Source organism: Enterobacter vonholyi (assembly GCF_040834095.1).
In the GTDB taxonomy this organism is placed as follows: domain Bacteria; phylum Pseudomonadota; class Gammaproteobacteria; order Enterobacterales; family Enterobacteriaceae; genus Enterobacter; species Enterobacter vonholyi.
The window spans coordinates 3,952,036-3,974,934 of record NZ_CP162152.1 but is presented as its reverse complement, the minus strand read 5'-3'; the positions used below and the strand labels follow the sequence as shown (position 1 = coordinate 3,974,934).

General features: G+C 57.0%; 17 protein-coding genes. 7 read left to right on the top strand and 10 right to left on the bottom strand.

What is annotated here, in order from left to right; genetic code table 11:
• Positions 1 to 2 precede the first annotated feature (2 nt).
• The 3 genes from degS to zapG all read right to left on the bottom strand — a co-directional run bounded on the left by degS (position 3) and on the right by zapG (position 3,099).
• Entirely contained in the window at positions 3 to 1,070 is a 1,068-nt protein-coding gene (gene degS, locus AB3N39_RS18630) for an outer membrane-stress sensor serine endopeptidase DegS (protein WP_248174954.1), read from the bottom strand.
• Between the two features lie 91 nt (positions 1,071 to 1,161).
• Entirely contained in the window at positions 1,162 to 2,529 is a 1,368-nt protein-coding gene (gene degQ / locus AB3N39_RS18625) for a serine endoprotease DegQ (protein ID WP_149367563.1), read from the bottom strand.
• A gap of 171 nt (positions 2,530 to 2,700) precedes the next feature.
• Complete coding sequence (gene zapG, locus AB3N39_RS18620) at positions 2,701 to 3,099, bottom strand: Z-ring associated protein ZapG (protein WP_008502832.1); 399 nt, start codon at positions 3,097 to 3,099, stop codon at positions 2,701 to 2,703.
• 189 nt (positions 3,100 to 3,288) lie between these two features.
• Here zapG and zapE point away from each other — a divergent pair, with 189 nt between their 5' ends.
• The 5 genes from zapE to sspB all read left to right on the top strand — a co-directional run bounded on the left by zapE (position 3,289) and on the right by sspB (position 7,002).
• Positions 3,289 to 4,413 (top strand): cell division protein ZapE, encoded by a 1,125-nt coding sequence (zapE, locus tag AB3N39_RS18615; RefSeq protein WP_367896943.1) that lies wholly within the window; start codon positions 3,289 to 3,291, stop codon positions 4,411 to 4,413.
• A gap of 302 nt (positions 4,414 to 4,715) precedes the next feature.
• Positions 4,716 to 5,144, top strand: a complete 429-nt coding sequence (gene rplM, locus AB3N39_RS18610; protein WP_003860434.1) for a 50S ribosomal protein L13 — start codon at positions 4,716 to 4,718, stop codon at positions 5,142 to 5,144.
• Between the two features lie 15 nt (positions 5,145 to 5,159).
• The gene (gene rpsI / locus AB3N39_RS18605) at positions 5,160 to 5,552 is read left to right on the top strand and encodes a 30S ribosomal protein S9 (protein WP_003860436.1); all 393 of its coding nucleotides are present in this window, start codon (positions 5,160 to 5,162) and stop codon (positions 5,550 to 5,552) included.
• 308 nt (positions 5,553 to 5,860) lie between these two features.
• Positions 5,861 to 6,499 carry a stringent starvation protein SspA gene (gene sspA / locus AB3N39_RS18600; RefSeq protein ID WP_014885418.1) on the top strand — a complete coding sequence of 213 codons (639 nt, stop codon included), beginning with the start codon at positions 5,861 to 5,863 and terminating at the stop codon, positions 6,497 to 6,499.
• A gap of 5 nt (positions 6,500 to 6,504) precedes the next feature.
• Complete coding sequence (sspB, locus tag AB3N39_RS18595) at positions 6,505 to 7,002, top strand: ClpXP protease specificity-enhancing factor (protein ID WP_115876392.1); 498 nt, start codon at positions 6,505 to 6,507, stop codon at positions 7,000 to 7,002.
• A gap of 28 nt (positions 7,003 to 7,030) precedes the next feature.
• Here sspB and gltD read toward each other — a convergent pair whose 3' ends face one another.
• Both gltD and gltB read right to left on the bottom strand, forming a co-directional pair.
• Positions 7,031 to 8,449, bottom strand: coding sequence for a glutamate synthase subunit GltD (gltD, locus tag AB3N39_RS18590; protein WP_023309377.1), 1,419 nt, complete (start codon positions 8,447 to 8,449; stop codon positions 7,031 to 7,033).
• A 9-nt stretch (positions 8,450 to 8,458) separates the two neighbouring features.
• Positions 8,459 to 12,919 (bottom strand): glutamate synthase large subunit, encoded by a 4,461-nt coding sequence (gltB, locus tag AB3N39_RS18585; RefSeq protein WP_115876363.1) that lies wholly within the window; start codon positions 12,917 to 12,919, stop codon positions 8,459 to 8,461.
• 686 nt (positions 12,920 to 13,605) lie between these two features.
• Here gltB and AB3N39_RS18580 point away from each other — a divergent pair.
• Entirely contained in the window at positions 13,606 to 14,547 is a 942-nt protein-coding gene (locus AB3N39_RS18580; protein ID WP_133295472.1) for a TIGR01212 family radical SAM protein, read from the top strand.
• On the opposite strand, the gene AB3N39_RS18575 is transcribed toward AB3N39_RS18580, so the two are convergent.
• Positions 14,527 to 16,029 carry a helicase HerA-like C-terminal domain-containing protein gene (locus AB3N39_RS18575; RefSeq protein WP_367896942.1) on the bottom strand — a complete coding sequence of 501 codons (1,503 nt, stop codon included), beginning with the start codon at positions 16,027 to 16,029 and terminating at the stop codon, positions 14,527 to 14,529. The genes AB3N39_RS18580 and AB3N39_RS18575 overlap by 21 nt on opposite strands.
• A 137-nt stretch (positions 16,030 to 16,166) precedes the next feature.
• Here AB3N39_RS18575 and AB3N39_RS18570 point away from each other — a divergent pair, with 137 nt between their 5' ends.
• On the top strand, positions 16,167 to 17,807 hold the full coding sequence (locus AB3N39_RS18570; protein ID WP_367896941.1) for a dihydroxyacetone kinase subunit DhaK: 1,641 nt from the start codon (positions 16,167 to 16,169) through the stop codon (positions 17,805 to 17,807).
• A gap of 43 nt (positions 17,808 to 17,850) precedes the next feature.
• Here the strand turns inward: AB3N39_RS18570 and AB3N39_RS18565 are convergent, their stop codons facing one another.
• The 4 genes from AB3N39_RS18565 to holC form a co-directional block, all read right to left on the bottom strand.
• Positions 17,851 to 18,870, bottom strand: a complete 1,020-nt coding sequence (locus tag AB3N39_RS18565; RefSeq protein ID WP_143345588.1) for an NAD(P)-dependent alcohol dehydrogenase — start codon at positions 18,868 to 18,870, stop codon at positions 17,851 to 17,853.
• A gap of 83 nt (positions 18,871 to 18,953) precedes the next feature.
• On the bottom strand, positions 18,954 to 19,457 hold the full coding sequence (locus AB3N39_RS18560) for a GNAT family N-acetyltransferase (RefSeq protein WP_143345587.1): 504 nt from the start codon (positions 19,455 to 19,457) through the stop codon (positions 18,954 to 18,956).
• Positions 19,458 to 19,580: 123 nt separating this feature from the next.
• On the bottom strand, positions 19,581 to 22,436 hold the full coding sequence (locus AB3N39_RS18555; RefSeq protein WP_143345586.1) for a valine--tRNA ligase: 2,856 nt from the start codon (positions 22,434 to 22,436) through the stop codon (positions 19,581 to 19,583).
• On the bottom strand, positions 22,436 to 22,879 hold the full coding sequence (gene holC / locus AB3N39_RS18550; protein WP_008502815.1) for a DNA polymerase III subunit chi: 444 nt from the start codon (positions 22,877 to 22,879) through the stop codon (positions 22,436 to 22,438). Before holC ends, AB3N39_RS18555 begins: the two co-directional genes overlap by 1 nt.
• Positions 22,880 to 22,899: the final 20 nt, after the last annotated feature.

The following is a 22,899-nucleotide window of genomic DNA, read 5'->3' as shown; positions in this document are numbered from 1 at the left end:
TGTCAGTTAGTGGCCGGGTATTCCTGAATCGTCACGTGCAGCGTCAGTTTCTTATCGTTGCGCATGACCTCAACAGGGATGATAGAACCCGGGCGAATTTCTGCCACCTGATCCATCGTCTCCAGCGCAGAGACCGCTGGCGTGCCGTTGACCGAAACAATCACATCGTTTACCTGAATCCCCGCGTTAGCCGCCGGACCACCCGGTGCCACCTCGTTAACCACGATGCCCTGAATCTGATCGATACCGCCGCCCTGGGTATGCATCGGTGCAATTTCGCGCCCGCCGATACCGATATAGCCGCGGATCACGCGTCCGTCGCGGATCAGTTTATCCATAATTTTGGTCGCCAGCTGGAACGGAATGGCAAAGCCGATCCCTTCCGGCGTCTCACCGTCGTTACTTTTATCGAACGAGAGGGTATTGATACCCATCAGCTCGCCCAGCGAGTTCACCAGCGCCCCGCCGGAGTTACCGTGGTTGATGGAGGCATCGGTTTGCAGGAAGTTCTGCCGCCCGGATGGGTTGAGGCCGATACGACCGGTCGCGCTGATAATCCCCTGGGTGATGGTCTGGCCCAGGTTGTAAGGGTTACCAATCGCCAGGACGACATCACCAATATGCGGGGTACGTTTACGGTTGATCGGGATGACCGGCAAACCGCCCGTGGCGTTAATCTTCAGGACGGCCAGATCGGTCAGGCTGTCAGACCCAACGAGTAATGCCTCAAACACGCGGCCATCCTGCAGGGCGACGATGATCTGGTCAGCATCGTTTATCACGTGCTTGTTAGTAATAATGTAGCCGCGCTCGTCCATGATCACGCCGGAGCCGAGGGTGCGGATCTCCAGCTGGTTGTGGGCTGAGCTATTCAGGCCACGGTTATAGACGTTAACTACGGCGGGGGCGGCTCGGCGTACGGCCTGGTTATAGGTGGCCGGCGTTTCATCCGTGCTATCAAACTGGGGAGCAGACAGTTTATTGAACTGACGTAAAGACGGCAGCACCAGCAGCAGCAGGCCAGCGACAATCAAACCGATGACAATAGAACGTAAGAGCTTTGAAAGCATGATGCGCGTTTCGTTAAAAAAGGAACGATTTGCAGCATAACATGAGTTATCCGGACATCACATGCAGCGGTGATGTCCGGATCGCAAATGCTTAGCGCAACAGAATATAGATGGACTCATTGCCACGCATGACCTGCAGGGCAATAACCGCCGGTTTGCTTTCCAGCACTTTGCGCAGTTCGGCAATAGACTGCACGCGATTGCGGTTTACACCGATGATCACGTCATCCTGATGCAATCCGGCCTGCGCGGCAGGGCTGCTCTTCTCGACGGTGTCGATGCTAATGCCTTTCGTACCGTCTTTCAGCTGCCCGTCGCTCAACGTAGCCCCTTGCAGCGCCGGGGCAATAAGCTCCGCGCTGGCCGAGGAAGAGGTGCTCTTATCCAGCGTCACCTCAACGTCAAGCGGCTTACCGTCACGTATCAGGCCCAGCTTCACTTTGGCGCCTGGTTCGGTTGTGGCAATCCGCGAACGCAGTTCTGCAAAGCTGTTCAGCGGTTTGTCGTTCAGGCTGACGATCACATCCCCCGATTTCACGCCCGCTTTTGCGGAGCCGGAGTTTGGCAGCACTTCACTGACAAACGCCCCGCGCTGTACATTGATGTTGAACGCTTTTGCGATATCAGCGCTCATCTCCATACCTTTAATGCCCAGCAGCCCGCGTTTGATTTCACCGAACTGGATCAGCTGCTGCGCCAGGGTTTTGGCCATATTGCTGGGGATAGCAAAACCGATCCCGATGCTGCCGCCGCCTGGGGCCAGAATCGCCGTGTTAATCCCAATCAGCTCGCCGTTAAGGTTGAGCAATGCCCCTCCGGAGTTTCCACGGTTGATTGAGGCATCGGTCTGGATAAAGTTTTCCAGTCCCTCCAGATTCAGGCCGCTACGCCCCAGCGCGGAGACGATCCCGGAGGTGGCGGTTTGCCCTAAGCCAAAGGGGTTGCCCACGGCGACGGCAAAGTCGCCGACGCGCAGTTTGTCAGAATCCGCGATGGCAATCTGGGTCAGATTGCTCGGGTTTTGCACCTGCAGCAGCGCGATGTCGCTCTGGTCATCGCCGCCAATCAGTTTGGCATCAAATTCGCGGCCATCGTTTAGCTGGACGCTGATTTTATCGGCCTGGCTGATGACGTGGTTGTTAGTCAGAATATAGCCTTTAGCTGCATCAATAATGACGCCAGAGCCCAGGCCTTCAAAAGGCTGCGCCTGCTGGTCGGGAGACTCATCGCCAAAATATTTTTTCAGTTCTTCAGGGACGCGTTGGCTTTGTACCGCCGTGCCTTCAACCTGAACGCTGACGACCGCAGGCAACACTTTTTCCAGCATGGGCGCGAGGCTTGGAATGGCCGCCTGGCCAGGCACCTGGGAGGGGAGAGCAGCGAATACAGGGACGGACGCCGAGAGAGATAACCCGACACTTAACGCGATAGCGCTCAACAGCTGGTTTTTTTTCTTCATCGATGTTGACTCTCGTAACCTGGAATAAAGGAAAAACGGCCCCAAAAACACGTTGATGTTATTGAATTTTAAACCGCTGAACAATGAGGTGTTTAACTAAATGATAGCTGGGGTCATGAAGAAAGGACGGGCGCAATCGCTGCGCCCGTAAAATAAATTCAGGTTGTGCGATTAATCGCGTTTTACACCGCCGCGCAGCAGGCCGGACGCGCCATCGGAGTAGTCGCGAGGCATCTGAACGGGCGCCTGATCGTTACCGGCCTCAGAGTCAGCCAGACGGTTGCGGAATGGGTTAGTTTCAGCGGTCATTTCCGGCAGCAGGCTGCTGGAGCTTTTTGCCATATGTTGATACAGCTGACGATAGTCGGTCGCCATGTTGTCCAGCAGCTCGGCGCTGCGGGCAAAATGGCTGACCAGCTCTTCACGATACTCTTCCAGCTCGGCTTTGTTCTTTTCCAGTTCGTATTGCAGTGACTGCTGCTGACGCAATTTGCGATTACCGAAACGCATGGCCACAGCACCGATGACGATGCCGACGACTAAACCGATTAGCGCATATTCCCAGGTCATGAACTTCTCCCGTTGTCTTGTTGTTCCGTAGGGTGTTGGCTCGGCTCCTGCCTGTGCCTGATAATGCCACTATAACCGCTATTTCTGCAGAAGTGGAATCCTGACGTATCATCGCGTAGTGTAGAACGGCCTTTTTTTCATCAGTCACGTCTGCTGATGAGCGTTAATTGAAGGAATAACAATAAGATTATGCAAAACCTGTCCCCTGCATCGCGATATCAACTGGCCCTTAACGAGGGCACTCATCAGCCTGACGACGTTCAACGTGAGGCGGTAAACCGTCTGGAGATGATTTACCAGGAGCTCACGGCAAAACCCGCTGAAACCGAACAGAATGGCGGGCTAAAGGCGGCGTTTGGGCGGTTGCTCGGTAAAAAAGCGCCACAGGCTCACGCGCCGGCGCGCGGTTTATACATGTGGGGCGGGGTCGGTCGCGGAAAAACCTGGCTGATGGACATGTTCTACCAGAGCCTGCCAGGTACACGTAAACAGCGTCTGCACTTCCACCGCTTTATGCTGCGGGTGCATGAAGAGCTGACTGCGCTGCAGGGTAAAAGCGATCCGCTGGTGATTGTGGCCGACCGGTTCAAGGCGGAAACGGACGTACTCTGCTTCGATGAGTTTTTTGTGTCTGACATCACCGATGCCATGCTGTTAGGCGGCCTGATGAAGGCGCTATTTGCCCGCGGGATTACGCTGGTGGCCACGTCGAATATCCCGCCGGACGATCTGTACCGCAACGGCCTGCAGCGGGCACGCTTCCTGCCCGCCATTGACGCTATCAAACAGCATTGTGACATTATGAACGTCGATGCCGGTGTCGATTATCGTCTGCGCACGCTGACCCAGGCGCACCTGTGGCTTTCGCCGCTAAATGCCGATACCACCCGCGAGATGGATAAACTTTGGCTGGCGCTGGCGGGAGCAAAACGCGAGCATGCCCCGGAACTCGAGATTAACCATCGCCCGCTCCCCACCCTTGGCGTCGAAAACCAAACGCTGGCGGTCTGCTTTACGACGCTTTGCGTGGATGCCCGTAGCCAGCACGACTACATTGCGCTTTCACGTCTGTTCCACACCGTGATGGTGCTGGATGTGCCGGTGATGACGCGGCTGATGGAGAGCGAGGCGCGACGCTTCATTGCGCTGGTGGACGAGTTTTATGAGCGCCACGTCAAGCTGGTGGTCAGCGCCGAGGTACCTTTATATGAGATTTACCAGGGAGAGCGACTGAAGTTTGAGTTCCAGCGCTGCCTGTCTCGCCTGCAGGAGATGCAGAGCGAGGAGTACCTGAAGCTGGAGCATATGCCTTAATAAATACCACCCTCTCCCTGAGAAGGGAGCCTTGTAGGCCGGGTAAGGCGCAGCCGCCACCCGGCATTTTCCGTGGCCCCGAAAAACCCATTCCAAATCACATTTAAGGGTCGATCTTTGACCTCAACTTCTCTATAATCTTGCGACCCCACGTTACGAGAAGGTTTTTTTCCCGAAACTTTCTATGTGTCGGCATGTGCTATTCGAAGGGGTAGGTTTGCCGGACTTTGTCGTGTGAACCTCAACTGACTAAACGTTTGGGTGTTCACCAACGTGTAACTTATTATTTGGGTAAGCTTTTAATGAAAACTTTTACAGCTAAACCAGAAACCGTACAGCGCGACTGGTATGTTGTTGACGCGACCGGTAAAACTCTGGGCCGTCTGGCTACTGAACTGGCTCGTCGCCTGCGCGGTAAGCATAAAGCGGAATACACTCCGCACGTTGATACCGGTGATTACATCATCGTTCTGAACGCTGATAAAGTTGCTGTAACCGGCAACAAGCGTACTGACAAAATGTACTACCACCACACCGGCCACATCGGTGGTATCAAAGAAGCGACCTTTGAAGAGATGATTGCCCGCCGTCCTGAGCGTGTGATTGAAATCGCGGTTAAAGGCATGCTGCCAAAAGGCCCGCTGGGTCGTGCTATGTTCCGTAAACTGAAAGTTTACGCAGGCAACGAGCACAACCACGCGGCACAGCAACCGCAAGTTCTTGACATCTAATCGGGATTATAGGCAATGGCTGAAAATCAATACTACGGCACTGGTCGCCGCAAAAGTTCCGCAGCTCGCGTTTTCATCAAACCGGGCAGTGGTAAAATCGTAATCAACCAGCGTTCTCTGGAACAATACTTCGGTCGCGAAACTGCCCGCATGGTAGTTCGCCAGCCGCTGGAACTGGTTGACATGGTAGAAAAACTGGATCTGTACATCACCGTTAAAGGTGGTGGTATCTCCGGTCAGGCAGGTGCGATCCGTCACGGTATCACCCGCGCTCTGATGGAGTACGACGAATCCCTGCGTTCTGAACTGCGTAAAGCTGGCTTCGTTACTCGTGACGCGCGTCAGGTTGAACGTAAGAAAGTGGGTCTGCGTAAAGCACGTCGTCGTCCACAGTTCTCCAAACGTTAATCCATTCTGCTTACGCAGAACGATTGGCGAAAAACCCGCTTCGGCGGGTTTTTTTATGGATAATGCGCAGGTTATCCACAATATCCATGCATATATCTTCTCTTTTTCCACATTTCCAGAATCCCCTCACCACAAAGCCATCAAAATCTGGTAAACTATCATCCAATTTTCTGCCCAAATATCGGTGAATACTCGATTTTTGTTCGATTCTTGAACAATGTGTTTTCTCTGGGATGGGCGATACAACATCTGGCTGGCCCCTGTTGGGCTGGTAGCAGTAAAAATTCTGAATATACCTGGAGGTTTTCATGGCTGTCGCTGCCAACAAACGTTCGGTAATGACGCTGTTTTCTGGTCCTACTGACATTTATAGCCATCAGGTTCGTATCGTGCTGGCCGAGAAGGGTGTCAGTTTTGAGATCGAGCATGTGGAAAAGGATAACCCGCCTCAGGATCTGATCGATCTCAACCCGAGCCAAAGCGTACCGACGCTGGTGGATCGCGAGCTGACCCTGTGGGAATCCCGTATCATTATGGAATATCTGGATGAGCGTTTCCCGCATCCGCCGCTGATGCCTGTTTACCCTGTCGCGCGTGGTGAAAGCCGCCTGTACATGCAGCGTATCGAAAAAGACTGGTACTCGCTGATGAACGTGATTACCAGCGGTTCCGCTTCTGAAGCTGACGCTGCGCGTAAGCAACTGCGTGAAGAGCTGCTGGCAATCGCCCCGGTGTTTGGTCAGAAACCGTTCTTCCTGAGCGATGAGTTCAGCCTGGTGGATTGCTACCTGGCACCGCTGCTGTGGCGTCTGCCGACCCTGGGCGTAGAGTTCAGCGGTCCTGGCGCGAAAGAGCTGAAGGGCTACATGACTCGCGTCTTTGAGCGCGACTCTTTCCTGGCATCCTTAACTGAACCGGAACGTGAAATGCGTCTCGGCCGAGGCTAATGACTGTGGAAATGTCACAACTTACCCCACGCCGTCCTTATCTGCTGCGCGCCTTCTATGAATGGCTGCTGGATAACCAGCTCACGCCGCACCTGGTTGTGGATGTGACGTTGCCGGGCGTGCTGGTTCCAATGGAATACGCACGTGACGGGCAGATCGTACTGAACATCGCCCCGCGCGCGGTGGGTAACCTGGAGCTGGCGAACGATGAAGTGCGCTTCAACGCGCGTTTTGGCGGCGTGCCGCGTCAGGTTTCCGTTCCGCTGGCCGCTGTGCTGGCCATCTACGCGCGTGAAAACGGTGCGGGAACTATGTTCGAGCCGGAAGCGGCGTATGATGAAGAGGTTGCCAGCCTGAATGATGAGAATGCATCTGATGAGCGCGAAAGCGACACGGTGATGTCACTTATCGATGGCGATAAACCCGATCATCACGATGACAATGACCCTGATGACGATCCGCCTCCGCGCGGTGGTCGTCCGGCTCTTCGCGTCGTGAAATAAAAAAACAGGCCCAATCGGGCCTGTTTTTTTACACTTCCAGGTAGTTCAGGATCCCGTCAGCCGCCTTGCGGCCTTCGGCAATCGCCGTCACCACCAGGTCGGAACCGCGAACGATATCGCCACCGGCGAAGATTTTCGGGTTGCTGGTCTGGAACGCATTATCGCTGCCTTCTGGCGCGATTACGCGGCCCTGCGAATCCAGCTCAACGCTGTGCTTCGCCAGCCACTCCATGCTGTGAGGGCGGAAACCGAACGCCATCACCACGGCATCGGCCGGGATCACGTGTTCAGAACCGGCGACGATCTCGGCGCGACGGCGACCTTTCGCATCCGGTGCGCCCATCTCGGTACGCGCCATCTTCACGCCGCTCACTTTGCCGTTGGCATTCACTTCAATACCCAGAGGCTGGATGTTGAACTGGAACTCCACGCCCTCTTCACGCGCGTTTTTCACTTCGCGCTTAGAGCCCGGCATGTTCTCTTCGTCACGACGGTAGGCGCAGATCACGTGTGCCGCATTCTGACGAATGGAGGTACGCACGCAGTCCATCGCGGTATCACCGCCGCCCAGCACCACCACGCGTTTGCCTTCCATGCTGACGAACGGCTCATCGGCGGTTTCGCCATAGCCCATGATCTGCTTGGTGTTGGCAATCAGGAACGGCAGCGCGTCGTACACGCCTGGCGCGTCTTCGTTTTCCAGACCGCCGCGCATGGACTGATAGGTGCCCACGCCCAGGAATACGGCGTCGTAATCCTTCAGCAGGTCGTCGAGCTGCACGTCGCGGCCCACTTCCACGTTCAGTTTGAACTCAATGCCCATGCCGGTGAAGATTTCCCGGCGACGGGTCATGACCTCTTTTTCCAGCTTGAAGGCCGGGATACCGAAGGTCAGCAGACCGCCGATTTCCGGATGACGGTCAAAGACCACCGCCTTCACGCCGTTGCGGGTCAGTACGTCCGCACAGGCCAGGCCCGCCGGGCCCGCGCCGATGATCGCCACGCGCTTGTCGGTTTGCTTCACGCCGGTCATGTCCGGACGCCAGCCCATCTCGAACGCTTTATCGTTGATATAACGCTCAATGTTGCCGATGGTCACCGCACCGAACTCGTCGTTCAACGTACAGGAGCCTTCGCACAGACGGTCCTGAGGACACACGCGGCCGCACACTTCCGGCAGGGTATTGGTCTGGTGAGACAGCTCGGCGGCTTCAAAAATACGTCCTTCGTTGGCCAGCTTCAGCCAGTTAGGGATGTAGTTGTGTACCGGACATTTCCATTCGCAGTAAGGGTTACCGCAGGACAGGCAGCGGTCTGCCTGTGCTTTGGCCTGGCCTTCTGAAAACGGCTCGTAGATTTCAACAAATTCAATTTTGCGGATCTTCAGCGGTTTCTTTGGCGGATCAACACGCTGCAGGTCGATAAACTGGTATACGTTCTGGCTCATCTGAATTCCTTACTGCGCCTGCACGCGCAGCTCTGCTGCGCTACGACTACGGTGACCCAACAGGGCTTTAACATCGCTGGACTTCGGCTTAACCAGCGCGAATTTCGCAGAGAACGCCGGCCAGTTCGCCAGGATCTCTTCGCCGCGCGAAGAACCGGTATGCTGCACGTGTTCGGTAATTAAACCGCGCAGGTGTTCTTCGTGAATGGCCAGCGTGTCAACGTCCAGCACTTCCACCAGCTCCGGGTTCACGCGTTTGCGGAACTCGCCGTCTTCGTCCAGGACGTACGCAAAACCGCCCGTCATGCCCGCGCCGAAGTTCACGCCGGTTTTACCCAGAACGCAAACAATCCCGCCCGTCATGTATTCACAACCGTTATCGCCAATGCCTTCCACCACGGTGATGGCACCGGAGTTACGCACCGCAAAACGCTCGCCCGCACGGCCTGCTGCAAACAGACGACCGCCGGTCGCGCCGTACAGGCAGGTGTTACCGATGATGCTGGCCTCATGGCTGCGGAAGGCTGAGCCGACCGGAGGACGCACCGCCAGCAGACCGCCCGCCATGCCTTTACCGACGTAGTCGTTGGCATCGCCGGTCAGGTACAGCTCAACACCACCTGCGTTCCACACGCCGAAGCTCTGACCCGCGGTACCGCTGAAGTGCGCGGTAATCGGATCCGACGCCAGCCCCTGGTCACCGTGCGTCTGCGCGATGTAGCCGGAGAGCGATGCACCCACGGAACGGTCGGTGTTACGGATATCAAACCAGAACGTTTTGCTCTGCTTGTCGTCCACGTACGGCTTCGCCTGCTGCAGCAGCTGTGCGTTCAGCACGCCGTTATCAAACGGCGGGTTGTTCTCGGTGCAGTAGACCGCTTTGCCAGGATGCGGCTGCGCGGTTTCCAGCAGCTTAGACAGCTCCAGCTTTTGCTGCTTGGCGGTGAAGCCTTCCAGCTCTTTCAGCAGGTCGGTACGGCCAATCAGGTCCACCAGACGTTTCACGCCCAGCTGCGCCATCAGCTCGCGGGTTTCACGGGCGATGAACTCAAAGTAGTTTGTCACTTTGAACGGCAGGCCGTGATAGTGGTTCTTACGCAGCTTCTCGTCCTGGGTTGCAACGCCGGTTGCGCAGTTGTTCAGGTGGCAAATACGCAGGTATTTACAGCCCAGCGCGACCATTGGACCCGTACCGAAACCGAAGCTTTCCGCACCGAGGATCGCCGCCTTGATGATGTCGAGGCCAGTTTTCAGACCGCCATCCACCTGCAGACGGATCTTATGACGCAGACCGTTAGCCACCAGCGCCTGCTGGGTTTCCACCAGGCCAAGCTCCCACGGACAGCCCGCATATTTCACGGAGGAGAGCGGGCTTGCGCCGGTACCGCCGTCATAACCGGCAATGGTGATGAGATCCGCATAGGCCTTCGCCACGCCGGTCGCGATGGTGCCAACGCCCGGTTCGGAAACCAGCTTCACGGAGATCATCGCCTTCGGGTTGACCTGTTTCAGGTCGAAAATAAGCTGCGCCAGGTCCTCGATAGAGTAGATATCGTGGTGCGGCGGCGGGGAGATCAGCGTCACGCCCGGCACGGAATAGCGCAGTTTGGCGATGTACGGGGTGACTTTATCACCCGGCAGCTGACCGCCTTCGCCCGGTTTAGCACCCTGAGCAACTTTAATCTGAATCACGTCGGCGTTGACCAGGTACGCAGGCGTTACGCCAAAGCGACCGGATGCCACCTGCTTGATACGGGACACTTTGTTGGTGCCGTAACGCGCAGGGTCTTCACCGCCTTCGCCGGAGTTGGAGTTGCCGCCGATGCTGTTCATGGCTTCCGCCAGCGCTTCGTGGGCTTCCGGGCTCAGCGCGCCGATGGACATCGCCGCGGTATCGAAGCGTTTGAACAGTTCCGATGCCGGTTCAACTTCGTCAATGCTGACCGCTTCATCGCCCGGATTGAGGGCAATAAGGTCGCGCAGCGTCGCCGCCGGACGGTTATTCACCAGCTCAGCGTACTGCTGATAATCGCTGTATTCACCGCTCTGAACCGCCTGCTGCAGCGTGCGCACCACGTCCGGGTTATAGGCGTGGTATTCGCCACCGTGAACGTATTTCAGCAGACCGCCCTGATCCAGCGGCTTACGTGCCAGCCAGGCGCGCTTGGACAGGTTCACCAGATCCTGCTGGAAGTCCGCAAAACCGGCGCCGCCGATGCGGCTGACCACGCCCTGGAAGCAGAGGTTGGCAACCTCGTCATGCAGGCCGACCGCTTCAAACAGCTTAGAACAGCGGTAGGAGGCAATGGTCGAGATGCCCATTTTGGACATGATCTTGTACAGACCTTTGTTGATGCCGTTACGGTAGTTCAGCATCACCGCGCGGTAATCTTTGTCGATCGCGCGGGTATCCACCAGACGGGCCAGCGTTTCGTAGGCCAGGTACGGGTAGATCGCCGTCGCGCCGAAGCCCAACAGCACGGCAAAGTGATGCGGGTCGCGGGCGCTTGCGGTTTCAACAATGATGTTCGCGTCGCAGCGCAGGCTCTTATCGACCAAACGCGTCTGGATAGCGCCGACCGCCATCGGGGCAGGTACAGGCAGACGGTTTTTCGCGATATTACGGTCGGACAACACCAGCAGCACGGTGCCGTTACGCACCATCTGTTCGGCTTTGTCACACAGCGCATTCACCGTCTCTTCAAGGCTCGCTTCGTTCACGTCGAAGGTAATGTCGAGCGTGTCGGCGCGGTAGTGCTCCTCTTTCATGGTGGTGAGCTGTTTGAAATCTGAATACAGCAGGATCGGCGATTTAAAGGTCAGACGATGCGCCTGGCCTTCGGCCTCGCAGAAGACGTTCATCTCACGACCGATGCTGGTGGCCAGCGACATCACGTGTGCTTCACGCAGCGGATCGATTGGCGGGTTGGTCACCTGCGCGAACTGCTGGCGGAAGTAGTCGTAAATGATGCGCGGCTGGCTGGAGAGCACGGCAAACGGGGTATCGTCACCCATCGAGCCGACCGCTTCCTGGCCGTTTTCACCGAGCACGCGGATGACAGAGTCCAGCTCTTCCGCGCTGTAGTTAAACTGCTTCTGGTAGCTCGCGAGAGTATCGTCGTCCAGCTCGCGGCTGCCCACTTCTTCGTCCGTAAGATCTTCGAACGGCACCAGGCGACGCACGTTCTTCTCCATCCACTCTTTGTACGGGTGGCGGCTCTTCAGATCGTTGTCGGTTTCGGCGGAGTGCAGGATGCGCCCACCGCGGGTGTCGATAACCATCAGCTCGCCCGGACCAACGCGGCCTTTCTCGACCACTTCGTCAGGCTGGTAATCCCAGATGCCGACTTCAGAGGCGCAGGTGATGAGCTTGTCTTTGGTGATAACGTAGCGCGCCGGACGCAGACCGTTACGGTCCAGGTTACAGGCAGCAAAACGGCCGTCGGACATAACGATGCCCGCTGGGCCGTCCCACGGCTCCATGTGCATGGAGTTGAAGTCGAAGAACGCGCGCAGCTCAGGATCCATATCCGGGTTGTTCTGCCAGGCCGGCGGCACGAGCAGACGCATGGCGCGCACGATATCCATCCCGCCCGCCAGCAGAAGTTCCAGCATATTATCCATCGAGCTGGAGTCCGAGCCGGTTTCGTTCACGAACGGCGCGGCATCGTGCAGATCGGGGATCAGTGGCGTCTGGAACTTATAGGTACGGGCGCGGGCCCACTGGCGGTTACCGGTGATGGTGTTGATCTCGCCGTTGTGCGCCAGGTAGCGGAACGGCTGAGCCAGCGGCCAGCGTGGAACGGTGTTGGTGGAGAAGCGCTGGTGGAACAGGCAAATGGCCGATTCCAGACGCAGGTCCGCCAGGTCCAGGTAGAAGCGCGGCAGGTCAGCCGGCATACACAGACCTTTATAGATATTCACCAGGTTAGAGAGGCTACAGACGTAGAACTCTTTATCGTCCTGGAGACGTTTTTCAATGCGGCGGCGGGCGATAAACAGACGGCGTTCCATATCACGTGGACGCCAGCCCGCAGGCGCGTTGACGAAAATCTGTTCAATACGAGGCAGCGAGGAGAGGGCGATTTCACCGAGCACCCCTTCGTTGGTTGGCACATCGCGCCAGCCGACAATCGACAGGGTTTCACGCTGAAGTTCTTCTTCGACGATGCGGCGTGAGGCGGCAGCCTTTTCAGGATCCTGATTCAGGAACAGCATGCCGACAGCGTAGTTTTTGGCTAAACGCCAGCCGCGCTCTTCCGCCACGATGCGGAAGAAACGATCGGGTTTTTGCAGCAGCAGGCCGCAACCGTCGCCGGTTTTACCATCGGCAAGGATGGCGCCACGGTGCTGCATACGGGCCAGTGCGTGAATAGCAGTACGCACTACCTTGTGGCTAGGTTCGCCTTCTATGTGGGCGATCAGGCCGAAACCACAGTTATCCTTCTCAAGGGATTTATCGTACAACATATCAGTGAACCTCCCCAGGCTCGTCGGGCTCCCACTGAACTTTACCGTGGCGCACAGGCACAGAAAGAGCATGGCGACGGGGTTTGCGTTTCATACGCGGACCTCGCATTCGCCCTCTTTTTCATCCTTTCGCGCAGGTAAACAAGTTTGAGGACTTGCTTCAGAGGGAATCTCAATTACTGCATAAATATGATGAGCAGGCCGCTCAACCAGAAAGCTTCCAGCGGATTTCCAACTTATCGGGAATTGGTACACAGGTCAAATGGCAATCTTATTTATACAAAAATGTGCTAAAGAGAGCCTATGTGATTGTATTATAAGTGAATTTAACTATTTTTACATTGATTGAATGACCTGAGAGCGAGCAGCGGAGTGTGATCTGACTCACTATATGAAAGCGGTATTATCAATGTAGCGTGCTGAATAGCGGTTTTATAGCAGAACAATAATCTGGCAATGGATGCAAACCCGCATAAACTCACTGTTTTTCAGTGGTGGCGCTATAAATGAAAAAAACAATCAGAACATAAGGAAAAGTAATCACAGACGGCGTGAATGAAATTGCAGTAATCGTGAGTATTTATTCATATGGATAAAGGCCGTCCAGGGCGATTGATCCAGGTCATCGCCGACAGAGGCTAAAAGTGGCAGGCTTGTCCCCTTTCTCCGGGACGGTCTATCAGATTATGCAGTTACAGAAATTAGTCAATATGTTTGGTGGGGATCTTTTGCAGCGGTACGGGCAAAAGGTTCATAAGCTGACGCTGCACGGCGGGTTTAGCTGCCCGAATCGCGATGGCACCATCGGGCGCGGCGGCTGCACCTTCTGTAACGTTGCGTCCTTTGCTGACGAGGCCCAGCGGCATAAATCTATCGCTGAACAGCTTGCCCACCAGGCCAGCCTGGTGAACCGCGCGAAGCAATATCTGGCCTATTTCCAGGCCTACACCAGCACGTGGGCGGAGGTGCAGGTATTGCGTTCGATGTATCAGCAGGCCGTCAGCCAGGCCAATATTGTTGGGCTTTGCGTGGGCACACGCCCGGACTGCGTACCGGACGCGGTGCTGGACCTGCTCAGCGAGTACAAAGAACAAGGCTACGAGATCTGGCTGGAGCTGGGCTTGCAGACCGCGCACGACAAAACGCTGCACCGTATTAACCGTGGCCATGATTTCGCCTGCTACCAGCGCACCACGCGCCTGGCCCGCGAGCGCGGGCTGAAGGTCTGCTCGCATCTGATTGTTGGGTTACCCGGCGAGGGTCAACAGCATGGTCTTGAAACGCTGGAAAAGGTGGTTGAAACCGGCGTGGACGGCATTAAGCTGCACCCGCTGCATATCGTGAAGGGCAGTATTATGGCGAAAGCCTGGGAGGCTGGGCGGTTAAGCGGTATTGAGCTTGAAGACTATACGGTGACAGCGGGGGAGATGATTCGCCATACGCCGCCGGATATTGTCTACCACCGCATCTCGGCCAGCGCCCGCCGTCCAACGCTTCTGGCACCGCTATGGTGTGAGAACCGCTGGACGGGGATGGTGGAAATTGACCGCTATCTTCAGGAGAACGGCGTACAGGGTTCGGCGCTGGGCCGCCCCTGGATTCCGCGTCTAGCGGCGACGGCCGCCTAACAAACTACCCAGCATGCCGCGCACGATCTGATTGGTGACCTGTCGGGCTGCGCTTTTCGCCATGGTCTGCACCACGCCGTCGCGCTTGCCGCCGCGCGGCCCGGTGCTGCCGAAAAGAATGTCTTTGAGCCCACCGAGAATGCCGTCATCGACGGCGACAGATTGCCCTTTAGCGGCAGGCGCAGCCTGCGATTCTGTTGTCGCCTGGACCCCTTTTTGCAGCATCTCGAACGCGGACTCGCGATCCTCCTCGTCTTCGTATTTCCCGTAAACCGGAGAGTGGTTAATCAGGCCGTTGCGCTCATCGTCGGTCACCGGCCCCATACGCGAGCAAGGCGCGATCACCATGGCGCGTTCTACCACAGACGGGCTGCCCTTCGCATCCAGGAACGAGATCAGCGCTTCACCGGTGCCTAGCGCCTGAATCGCCGCTTCGGTATCAAAGGCAGGATTGGCGCGCATGGTTTGCGCGGCGGCTTTCACCGCTTTCTGATCTTTTGGCGTAAAGGCGCGCAGGGCATGCTGCACGCGGTTGCCGAGCTGCCCGAGCACGTTGTCGGGGATATCCGACGGGTTTTGCGAGACAAACCAGACGCCGACTCCTTTGGAGCGGATCAGGCGGATAACCTGTTCGATCTTATCCAGCAATACCTGCGGCGCGTCGTTAAACAGCAGATGCGCTTCGTCAAAGAAGAACACCAGCTTCGGTTTTTCCAGATCGCCCGCTTCCGGTAATTGTTCATAGAGCTCGGAGAGCATCCACAGCAGGCTAGCGGCGTAGAGTTTCGGCATCTGGTAGAGCTTCTCTGAGCTCAGGATGTTAATAATGCCTTTGCCGCTGCTGTCGGTGTGCATCCAGTCCTTGATATCCAGCATCGGCTCGCCGAAGAAGTGTTCGGCCCCCTGCTGCTCAAGCGTCAGTAGACCGCGCTGAATAGCGCCCACCGAGGCGCTGCTGATATTGCCGTACTGGTTCTGGAAGGATTTGGCGTTATCGCCGATGTATTGCGTAATGGCGCGTAGATCTTTGAAATCAAGCAGCAGCAATCCCTGATCGTCGGCAATGCGGAAGATAATATTCAGCACGCCGGACTGCACGTCGTTGAGGTTAAGCAGACGGGCCAGCAGCAGCGGGCCGAGATCGGAGACGGTGGCGCGCACCGGGTGGCCTTTCTCACCAAAGATATCCCACACCACCACCGGGTTACCGTGCGGCGTCCAGTCCGTGATGCCAATATTTTTCAGCCGCTCGAGCAGTTTTTCAGATGCCGTCCCATCCTGAGCCACACCGGTTAAATCGCCTTTCACGTCAGCCATAAAGACCGGTACGCCAATCTCCGAAAGCGACTCCGCCAGCTTTTGCAGGGTGACGGTTTTCCCCGTCCCGGTCGCTCCGGTGATCAGACCGTGGCGGTTCGCCATCGCGGGTAGTAAATACAGCTCTTTTTCCAGCGTCCTGGCAATTAACAATGGTGTACTCATGATGCGCTTCCTCTCTTAGTCCTGGGTGGAGTATAGGCAACCTGGCCGCAATTTGGTTGAGTAAATTCCTGACTTTGCGGCGCATTATCCAGCGCGGGCTATGCTTTTGCATACGGTTCACAAAATAGTGGGAAACTATGTCCAGATTCTTCTTTAACGATCGTAAACAGCTGGTCAACGATGCCATTGAAGGCATACTGCTTTCTGCGCCACACGCCAATCTCGTCAAGCTTGATATCGATCCGGCCATCAGGATCGTCGCACGCGGCGACTGGGACAAAAGCCGCGTGGCGGTGATCTCCGGCGGCGGCTCAGGCCACGAACCCGCGCACGCCGGGTTTGTCGGCAAAGGAATGCTGACGGCGGTAGTGTGTGGCGATCTGTTCGCCTCGCCGAGCGTGGATGCGGTGCTGAACGCCATTGTGGCGGTCACGGGCGATCGCGGCTGTCTGCTGATCGTCAAAAACTACACCGGCGATCGCCTGAACTTTGGTCTGGCGGCGGAAAAGGCCAAACGCTACGGCCTCAAGGTGGAGATGGTGATCGTGGCGGACGATATCGCGCTGCCGGATAACAAGCAGCCGCGCGGTATTGCCGGAACGGCACTGGTGCACAAGATTGCCGGCTATGCGGCGGAGCAGGGGAAATCGCTGAGCGAGGTGCGGGATATTGCGCAACAGGCCTGCGATAACCTCTGGAGCCTGGGCGTGGCGATGCAAACGTGCAACCTGCCGGGCAGCGACGATGAAGAGGGGCGGATTAAACAAGGCCATGTCGAGCTGGGCCTGGGCATTCACGGAGAGCCCGGGGCTTCCGTGGTGGATACGCAAAACAGCAAAGCCATTATCGACACCCTGGTGACGCCGTTACGCGCGCAGGCGGGCGAGGGGCGTTTTGCGGTATTGATTAACAATCTTGGCGGCGTATCTGCGCTGGAGATGGCGCTGCTGACCAAAGAGCTGGCGCACTCGGCGCTGAAAGAGAACATCGCGTACCTGATTGGCCCTGCGCCGCTGGTCAGCGCGCTGGATATGAAAGGCTTTTCGCTGACGCTGCTGAAGCTCAATGATTTCTTCGAAAAAGCGATTCACGCCGATGTCGAGACGCTGGGCTGGCAGAAGCCCGTGGCGTTTGCGCCACTGCGTACCGTGGCGCACAGCGCCATTCATGATCGAGTGGAATATACCTCATCGGACAATCCGCAGGTGGGAGCGTGTGTCTTCTCAGTGACAAAAACGCTGATCCAGCTGGAAAACCGCCTGAACGCGCTGGATGCGAAAGTGGGTGATGGCGATACCGGCTCCACCTTTGCGCAAGGGGCGCGGGATATTGCGCAGCGACTGGAGGAGAACACGCTCCCGCTTAATGATGTGTCTAAGCTGCTGCTGCTGGTTGGCGAGCGGCTGGCGACGGTGATGGGCGGGTCGAGCGGGGTGCTGATGTCGATCTTCTTCACCGCGGCCGGGCAAAAGCTTCACGATGGTCAGACGCTCCCTGAGGCCTTGCTCAGCGGACTGGCGCAGATGAAGCAGTACGGCGGGGCAGATCTCGGCGATCGCACGCTGATCGATGCGCTGCAACCGGCGCTGGAGGCGTTGCTGAAGGGAGATATCGAGGCAGCGGCGAAGGCTGCACAGCACGGTGCCGAAGCAACGGCGAAAATGGCGAAAGCCGGCGCGGGACGCTCGTCGTATGTCAATAAAGAGAACCTGGATGGGGTAATGGATCCGGGAGCGGTCGCGGTAGCGGAAGTATTTAACGTATTGGCGCAGCAGTGAAGGTAGGCCGGGTAAGGCGAAGCCGCCACCCGGCAAACTCACATCAGAAATCCGCTTTCAGCACCACGCGGTAGCGGGCTTTACCGTCGCGCACGTGCTGGATCGCTTCGTTGATTTTCGACATTGGATACAGTTCGGTGGTCGGCGCCACTTTGGTGCGTCCGGCGAATTTCATCAGTTTGCGCAGCTCGTACGGCGTACCGGTAGCAGAACCGGATATGCTGCGATCCCCACCGATCAGGGTAAACGCCGGAACCGGCAGCGCCTTCATCACCGCACCCACGGTGTGGAAGTTACCGCCGTAGGCCAGCGCTTCAAAGTACGGCTGCCAGTCGAGATCCACGTTAACGGTGTTGATGATCAGATCAAACTGGCCCGCCAGCGCGTTCAGCGCCTGCGGATCGCGGCTATTCACCACTTTATCCGCCCCCATCGCCAGTACTTCTTTCTCTTTCGCCGGGTTCGAGCTGAACGCCGTGACTTCACAGCCCATCGCGTGCAGCAGCTTGATGGCGATATGGCCCAGTCCGCCAATACCGATGACGCCCACGCGGCTGGTGGCGGTGATATGGTGCATCAGCAGGGGCTTGAAGACGGTGATACCGCCGCACAGCAGCGGACCGGCGGATTCGATATCAATGCTCTCCGGCAGCGGGATCACCCATTGCCAGTCGGCGCGCAGCTTATCGGCAAAACCGCCTTTGTTCAGGATGGTAGGAACGGCGCCTTCGAGGCAGTTGATCTGATTTCCGCTGATACAGGCGTCGCAGTGACCACAGCTGCGTGCCGTCCAGCCAATGCCCACACGCTGGCCCACTTTCAGCCCTTTGTCCTGCGCGGCGCTACCGAGCGCCACGACGCGGCCAATGACTTCGTGTCCGGCAACCAGCGGATAGCTGGAGAAGCCCCATTCGTTGTCGATCATCGAGAGATCCGAGTGGCAGATCCCGCAGTAATCAACCTGTACTTCGACGTCTTCTGCTTTTAGTTCGCCCGCATCGTACTCGTACAGCTCAAGTTCTGCACCCGCCTGCGGTGCGGCGTAGCTTTTTATCTTCGACATCGTGTTTCCCTCGTTGTGGTGTGAACTGAGAGTGTAGAGCATTCAGTTTACAGCCGCTTAACAGAAGAGGGCAGGAACGAAAGTTACAGACTTTTCAGCATTCTGACTTCGCAGTCAACGTGACCGGTACAGCCCAGGGGCGCATCGATATGCTCAAAGCCCAGATGTTCATACAGGCCGATGGCCTCTTTGAGGAACGCGGTCGTTTCAAGGTAGCAGCGGTTGAAGCCCTGCTTGCGCGCATGATCCAGAGCAATCAGCGCCAGCTTTTTCGCCAGTCCTTGCCCACGCGCCGTTGGCAGAAAATACATTTTCTGCAGCTCGCAGATATCCGGCTCGCTGCAGCTGAGGGGCGCCACGCCGCCGCCTCCGACAACCTGGCCGTTCTGCTCGATTATCCAGTAGGCGTGCCCTGGCTGGCTGTAGAGCTGGTAAAGCGCGTCCAGGTTCGGGTCGGCAACCGTGTAGCCTTTGTCAGCCGTCAGGCCATATTCGGCAGAAACGGTGCGGATAACGGCGGCGATAGCCGGGTTATCCTGCTCAGCGATCCGGCGCATCGTCGTCGCGACGGGGGTAATCACGCTCATAGCATTACTCATTACAAAAATTGACACATAACTGCTGTTAATAGCACCGCAGAAAGGGGAGTGCAAGCGAGGAGTTTTCAGGAAGTTTACCCCTTACGCTCTGAAGCGTAAGGGGTAAAAGCATTACAGGGCAGCGATAACCGCCTGCTGCTCAATCAGCTTGGTCTTCGCATCGGCGAAGGCAACCAGACGCTCACGCTCTTTCGCGATGACCGCTTCCGGCGCGCGGGCGACAAAGCCTTCGTTAGCGAGCTTGCTTTCGATTTTGCCAATTTCCACGTCGACTTTCGCCACTTCTTTCGCCAGACGAGCCAGCTCGGCGTCTTTGTCGATCAGACCCGCCATCGGGATCAGCAGCTCGGCGCCGTCGATGATTTTGGTCACGGAAACCGGACCTTTGTCATCCGCAGGCAGCACGGTGATGCTTTCCAGACGCGCCATGGTTTTCAGGAAGGTGTTGTTCTCTGTGACGCGACGAACGGCAGCTTCGCTGCAGCCACGAAGCAGCAGCTCCAGCGGTTTGCCAGGGGCAATGTTCATTTCAGCACGGATGTTACGTACTGCAACGATCGCCTGCTTCAGCCACTCGGTATCCGCTGATGCCGCTTCATCCACTTTCGCCGCATCGAATTCCGGGAACGGCTGCAGCATGATGGTATCTGCGTTGATGCCAGCAATCACCTTCACGCGCTGCCAGATGGTCTCGGTGATGAATGGAATAACCGGGTGCGCCAGGCGCAGCAGGCCTTCCAGAACGGTAATCAGCGTGTTGCGCGTGCCGCGCAGTTCCGCTTCAGTGCCGCCGTTCATGACCGGCTTCGCCAGCTCCAGATACCAGTCGCAGAACTGGTTCCAGGTGAATTCATACAGGATGCCCGCCGCGATGTCGAAGCGGTAGCTGTCCAGCGCCTCGCGGAACGCTTTCACCGTCTGGTTGAATTCCGCCAGGATCCAGCGGTCAGCCAGAGACAGCGTCATTTCGCCGCCGTTGAAGCCACAATCCTGATCTTCGGTGTTCATCAGCACGAAGCGGCTGGCGTTCCACAGCTTGTTACAGAAGTTACGGTAACCTTCCAGACGCTTCATGTCCCAGTTGATGTCACGGCCGGTAGAGGCCAGTGCCGCCAGGGTGAAGCGCAGGGCGTCGGTACCGTGAGCCTCAATCCCGTTCGGGAACTGCTTCTCGGTGCGCTTGCGGATTTTCTCCGCCAGCTGCGGCTGCATCATGTTGCCGGTACGTTTTTCCAGCAGATCTTCCAGAGAGATACCGTCAACCATGTCCAGCGGGTCGATAACGTTCCCCTTGGACTTGGACATCTTCTGGCCTTCGTCGTCGCGGATCAGACCGGTCATGTAGACGGTATGGAACGGAACCTGTGGCTTGCCGTCTTCGTCTTTGATGAAGTGCATGGTCATCATGATCATGCGGGCAATCCAGAAGAAGATGATGTCGAAACCGGACACCATCACGCTGGTTGGATGGAACTGACGCAGCGCGTCGGTGTTCTCTGGCCAGCCGAGGGTGGAGAAGGTCCACAGCGCGGAGGAGAACCAGGTGTCCAGCACGTCTTCGTCCTGACGCAGCGCAACGTCTGCACTCAGGTTGTTTTCCTGACGCACTTCATCTTCGCTGCGGCCAACGTAGACGTTGCCTTCATTGTCGTACCATGCCGGGATACGGTGACCCCACCACAGCTGACGAGAGATACACCAGTCCTGAATATCGCGCATCCAGGAGAAGTACATGTTTTCGTACTGCTTCGGCACGAACTGAATGCTGCCGTTCTCAACCGCTTCCACAGCCGGTTTCGCCAGCACGTCGGCACGCACGTACCACTGGTCGGTCAGCATTGGCTCGATTACCACGCCACCACGGTCGCCGTACGGCACGGTCAGGTCGTGAGGCTTGATCTCTTCCAGCAGGCCCAGTGCGTCAACGGCTGCCACGATAGCTTTACGCGCGGCAAAACGTTCCAGCTTCTGGAACTCAGCCGGGATCTCGCTGGAATAAACGTCGGATTCGTTGCCTTTGGTGTCGTACACTTCTGCGCTTTCGCGGATATCGCCGTCGAAGGTCAGGATGTTGATCATCGGCAGGGCGTGACGACGACCCACTTCATAGTCGTTGAAGTCGTGCGCCGGGGTGATTTTCACGCAGCCGGTGCCTTTTTCCATGTCGGCGTGTTCGTCGCCCACAATCGGAATACGGCGGTTTACCAGCGGCAGCACCACGAATTTGCCGATCAAATCTTTATAACGCGGATCTTCCGGGTTAACGGCCACGCCGGTATCGCCCAGCAGAGTTTCCGGACGGGTGGTCGCGACCACCAGGTAATCTTTGCCGTCGGCGGTTTTTGCACCGTCGGCCAGCGGATAGCGGATGTGCCACATGGAGCCTTTAGACTCGCGGTTTTCCACTTCCAGGTCAGAAATTGCGGTGCGCAGTTTCGGATCCCAGTTTACCAGGCGTTTGCCGCGGTAAATCAGGTCTTCTTTATACAGGCGAACGAAGACTTCTTTAACGGCATTGGACAGGCCTTCATCCATGGTGAAGCGCTCGCGCTCCCAGTCTACGGAGTTGCCGAGACGACGCATCTGACGGGTAATGGTGCCGCCAGATTCCGCTTTCCACTGCCAGATTTTGTCGATAAAAGCGTCGCGACCGTAGTCGTGGCGGGTTTTTCCTTCTTCAGCGGCAATTTTACGCTCAACCACCATCTGGGTCGCGATACCCGCGTGGTCAGTCCCCGCCTGCCACAGGGTGTTTTTGCCCTGCATGCGCTGGTAACGGATCATGGTGTCCATGATGGTCTGCTGGAAAGCATGACCCATATGCAAACTGCCGGTGACGTTCGGCGGCGGGATCATGATGCAGAAGGACTCTTTGCTTTCGTCGCCGTTAGGCTTGAAATAGCCCTGCTGTTCCCAGTGCTCGTAAAGCGGCTGTTCGATATCGCGTGGGTTATATGTCTTTTCCATTATTTCCAGGTTGCCGTATTCAGGTTAAAACCAGCCAGGCGGTACGCTTTGTAGCGTTCGCGCGCCAGTTGTTTCAAAGATTCTTCGTAAGGGACAAAGTCTACCACTTCTGTGAAAGCGGTGGCAAAATCTGCAAAATCTATCCGCAGGCTAATCAGAATATCGCGCGCGCTACTGTTGCGCTTTTGCGGCCAGGCAATTTCAACCGGCGCCCCGCCGCGCGGACCTTCGCCTGACAGGTTATGCGGAACAAAACTCTCCGGCGGGCGGGCCCACAGCGCTTCATCGAGACGAATCGCCTGCTGCTCATCTTCACAGGCTATCAACACGCGTTTGCCTGCGCGCCAACGTTCTGCGGCAATTTCACACACCAGCTGTTCGACGGCGCTGAGGCCATCCTGATGGGTGTCGTTGTCCAGAAGGTAGAACGTTGCATTCTTCATATATGGGGCTTCTTGTGCTC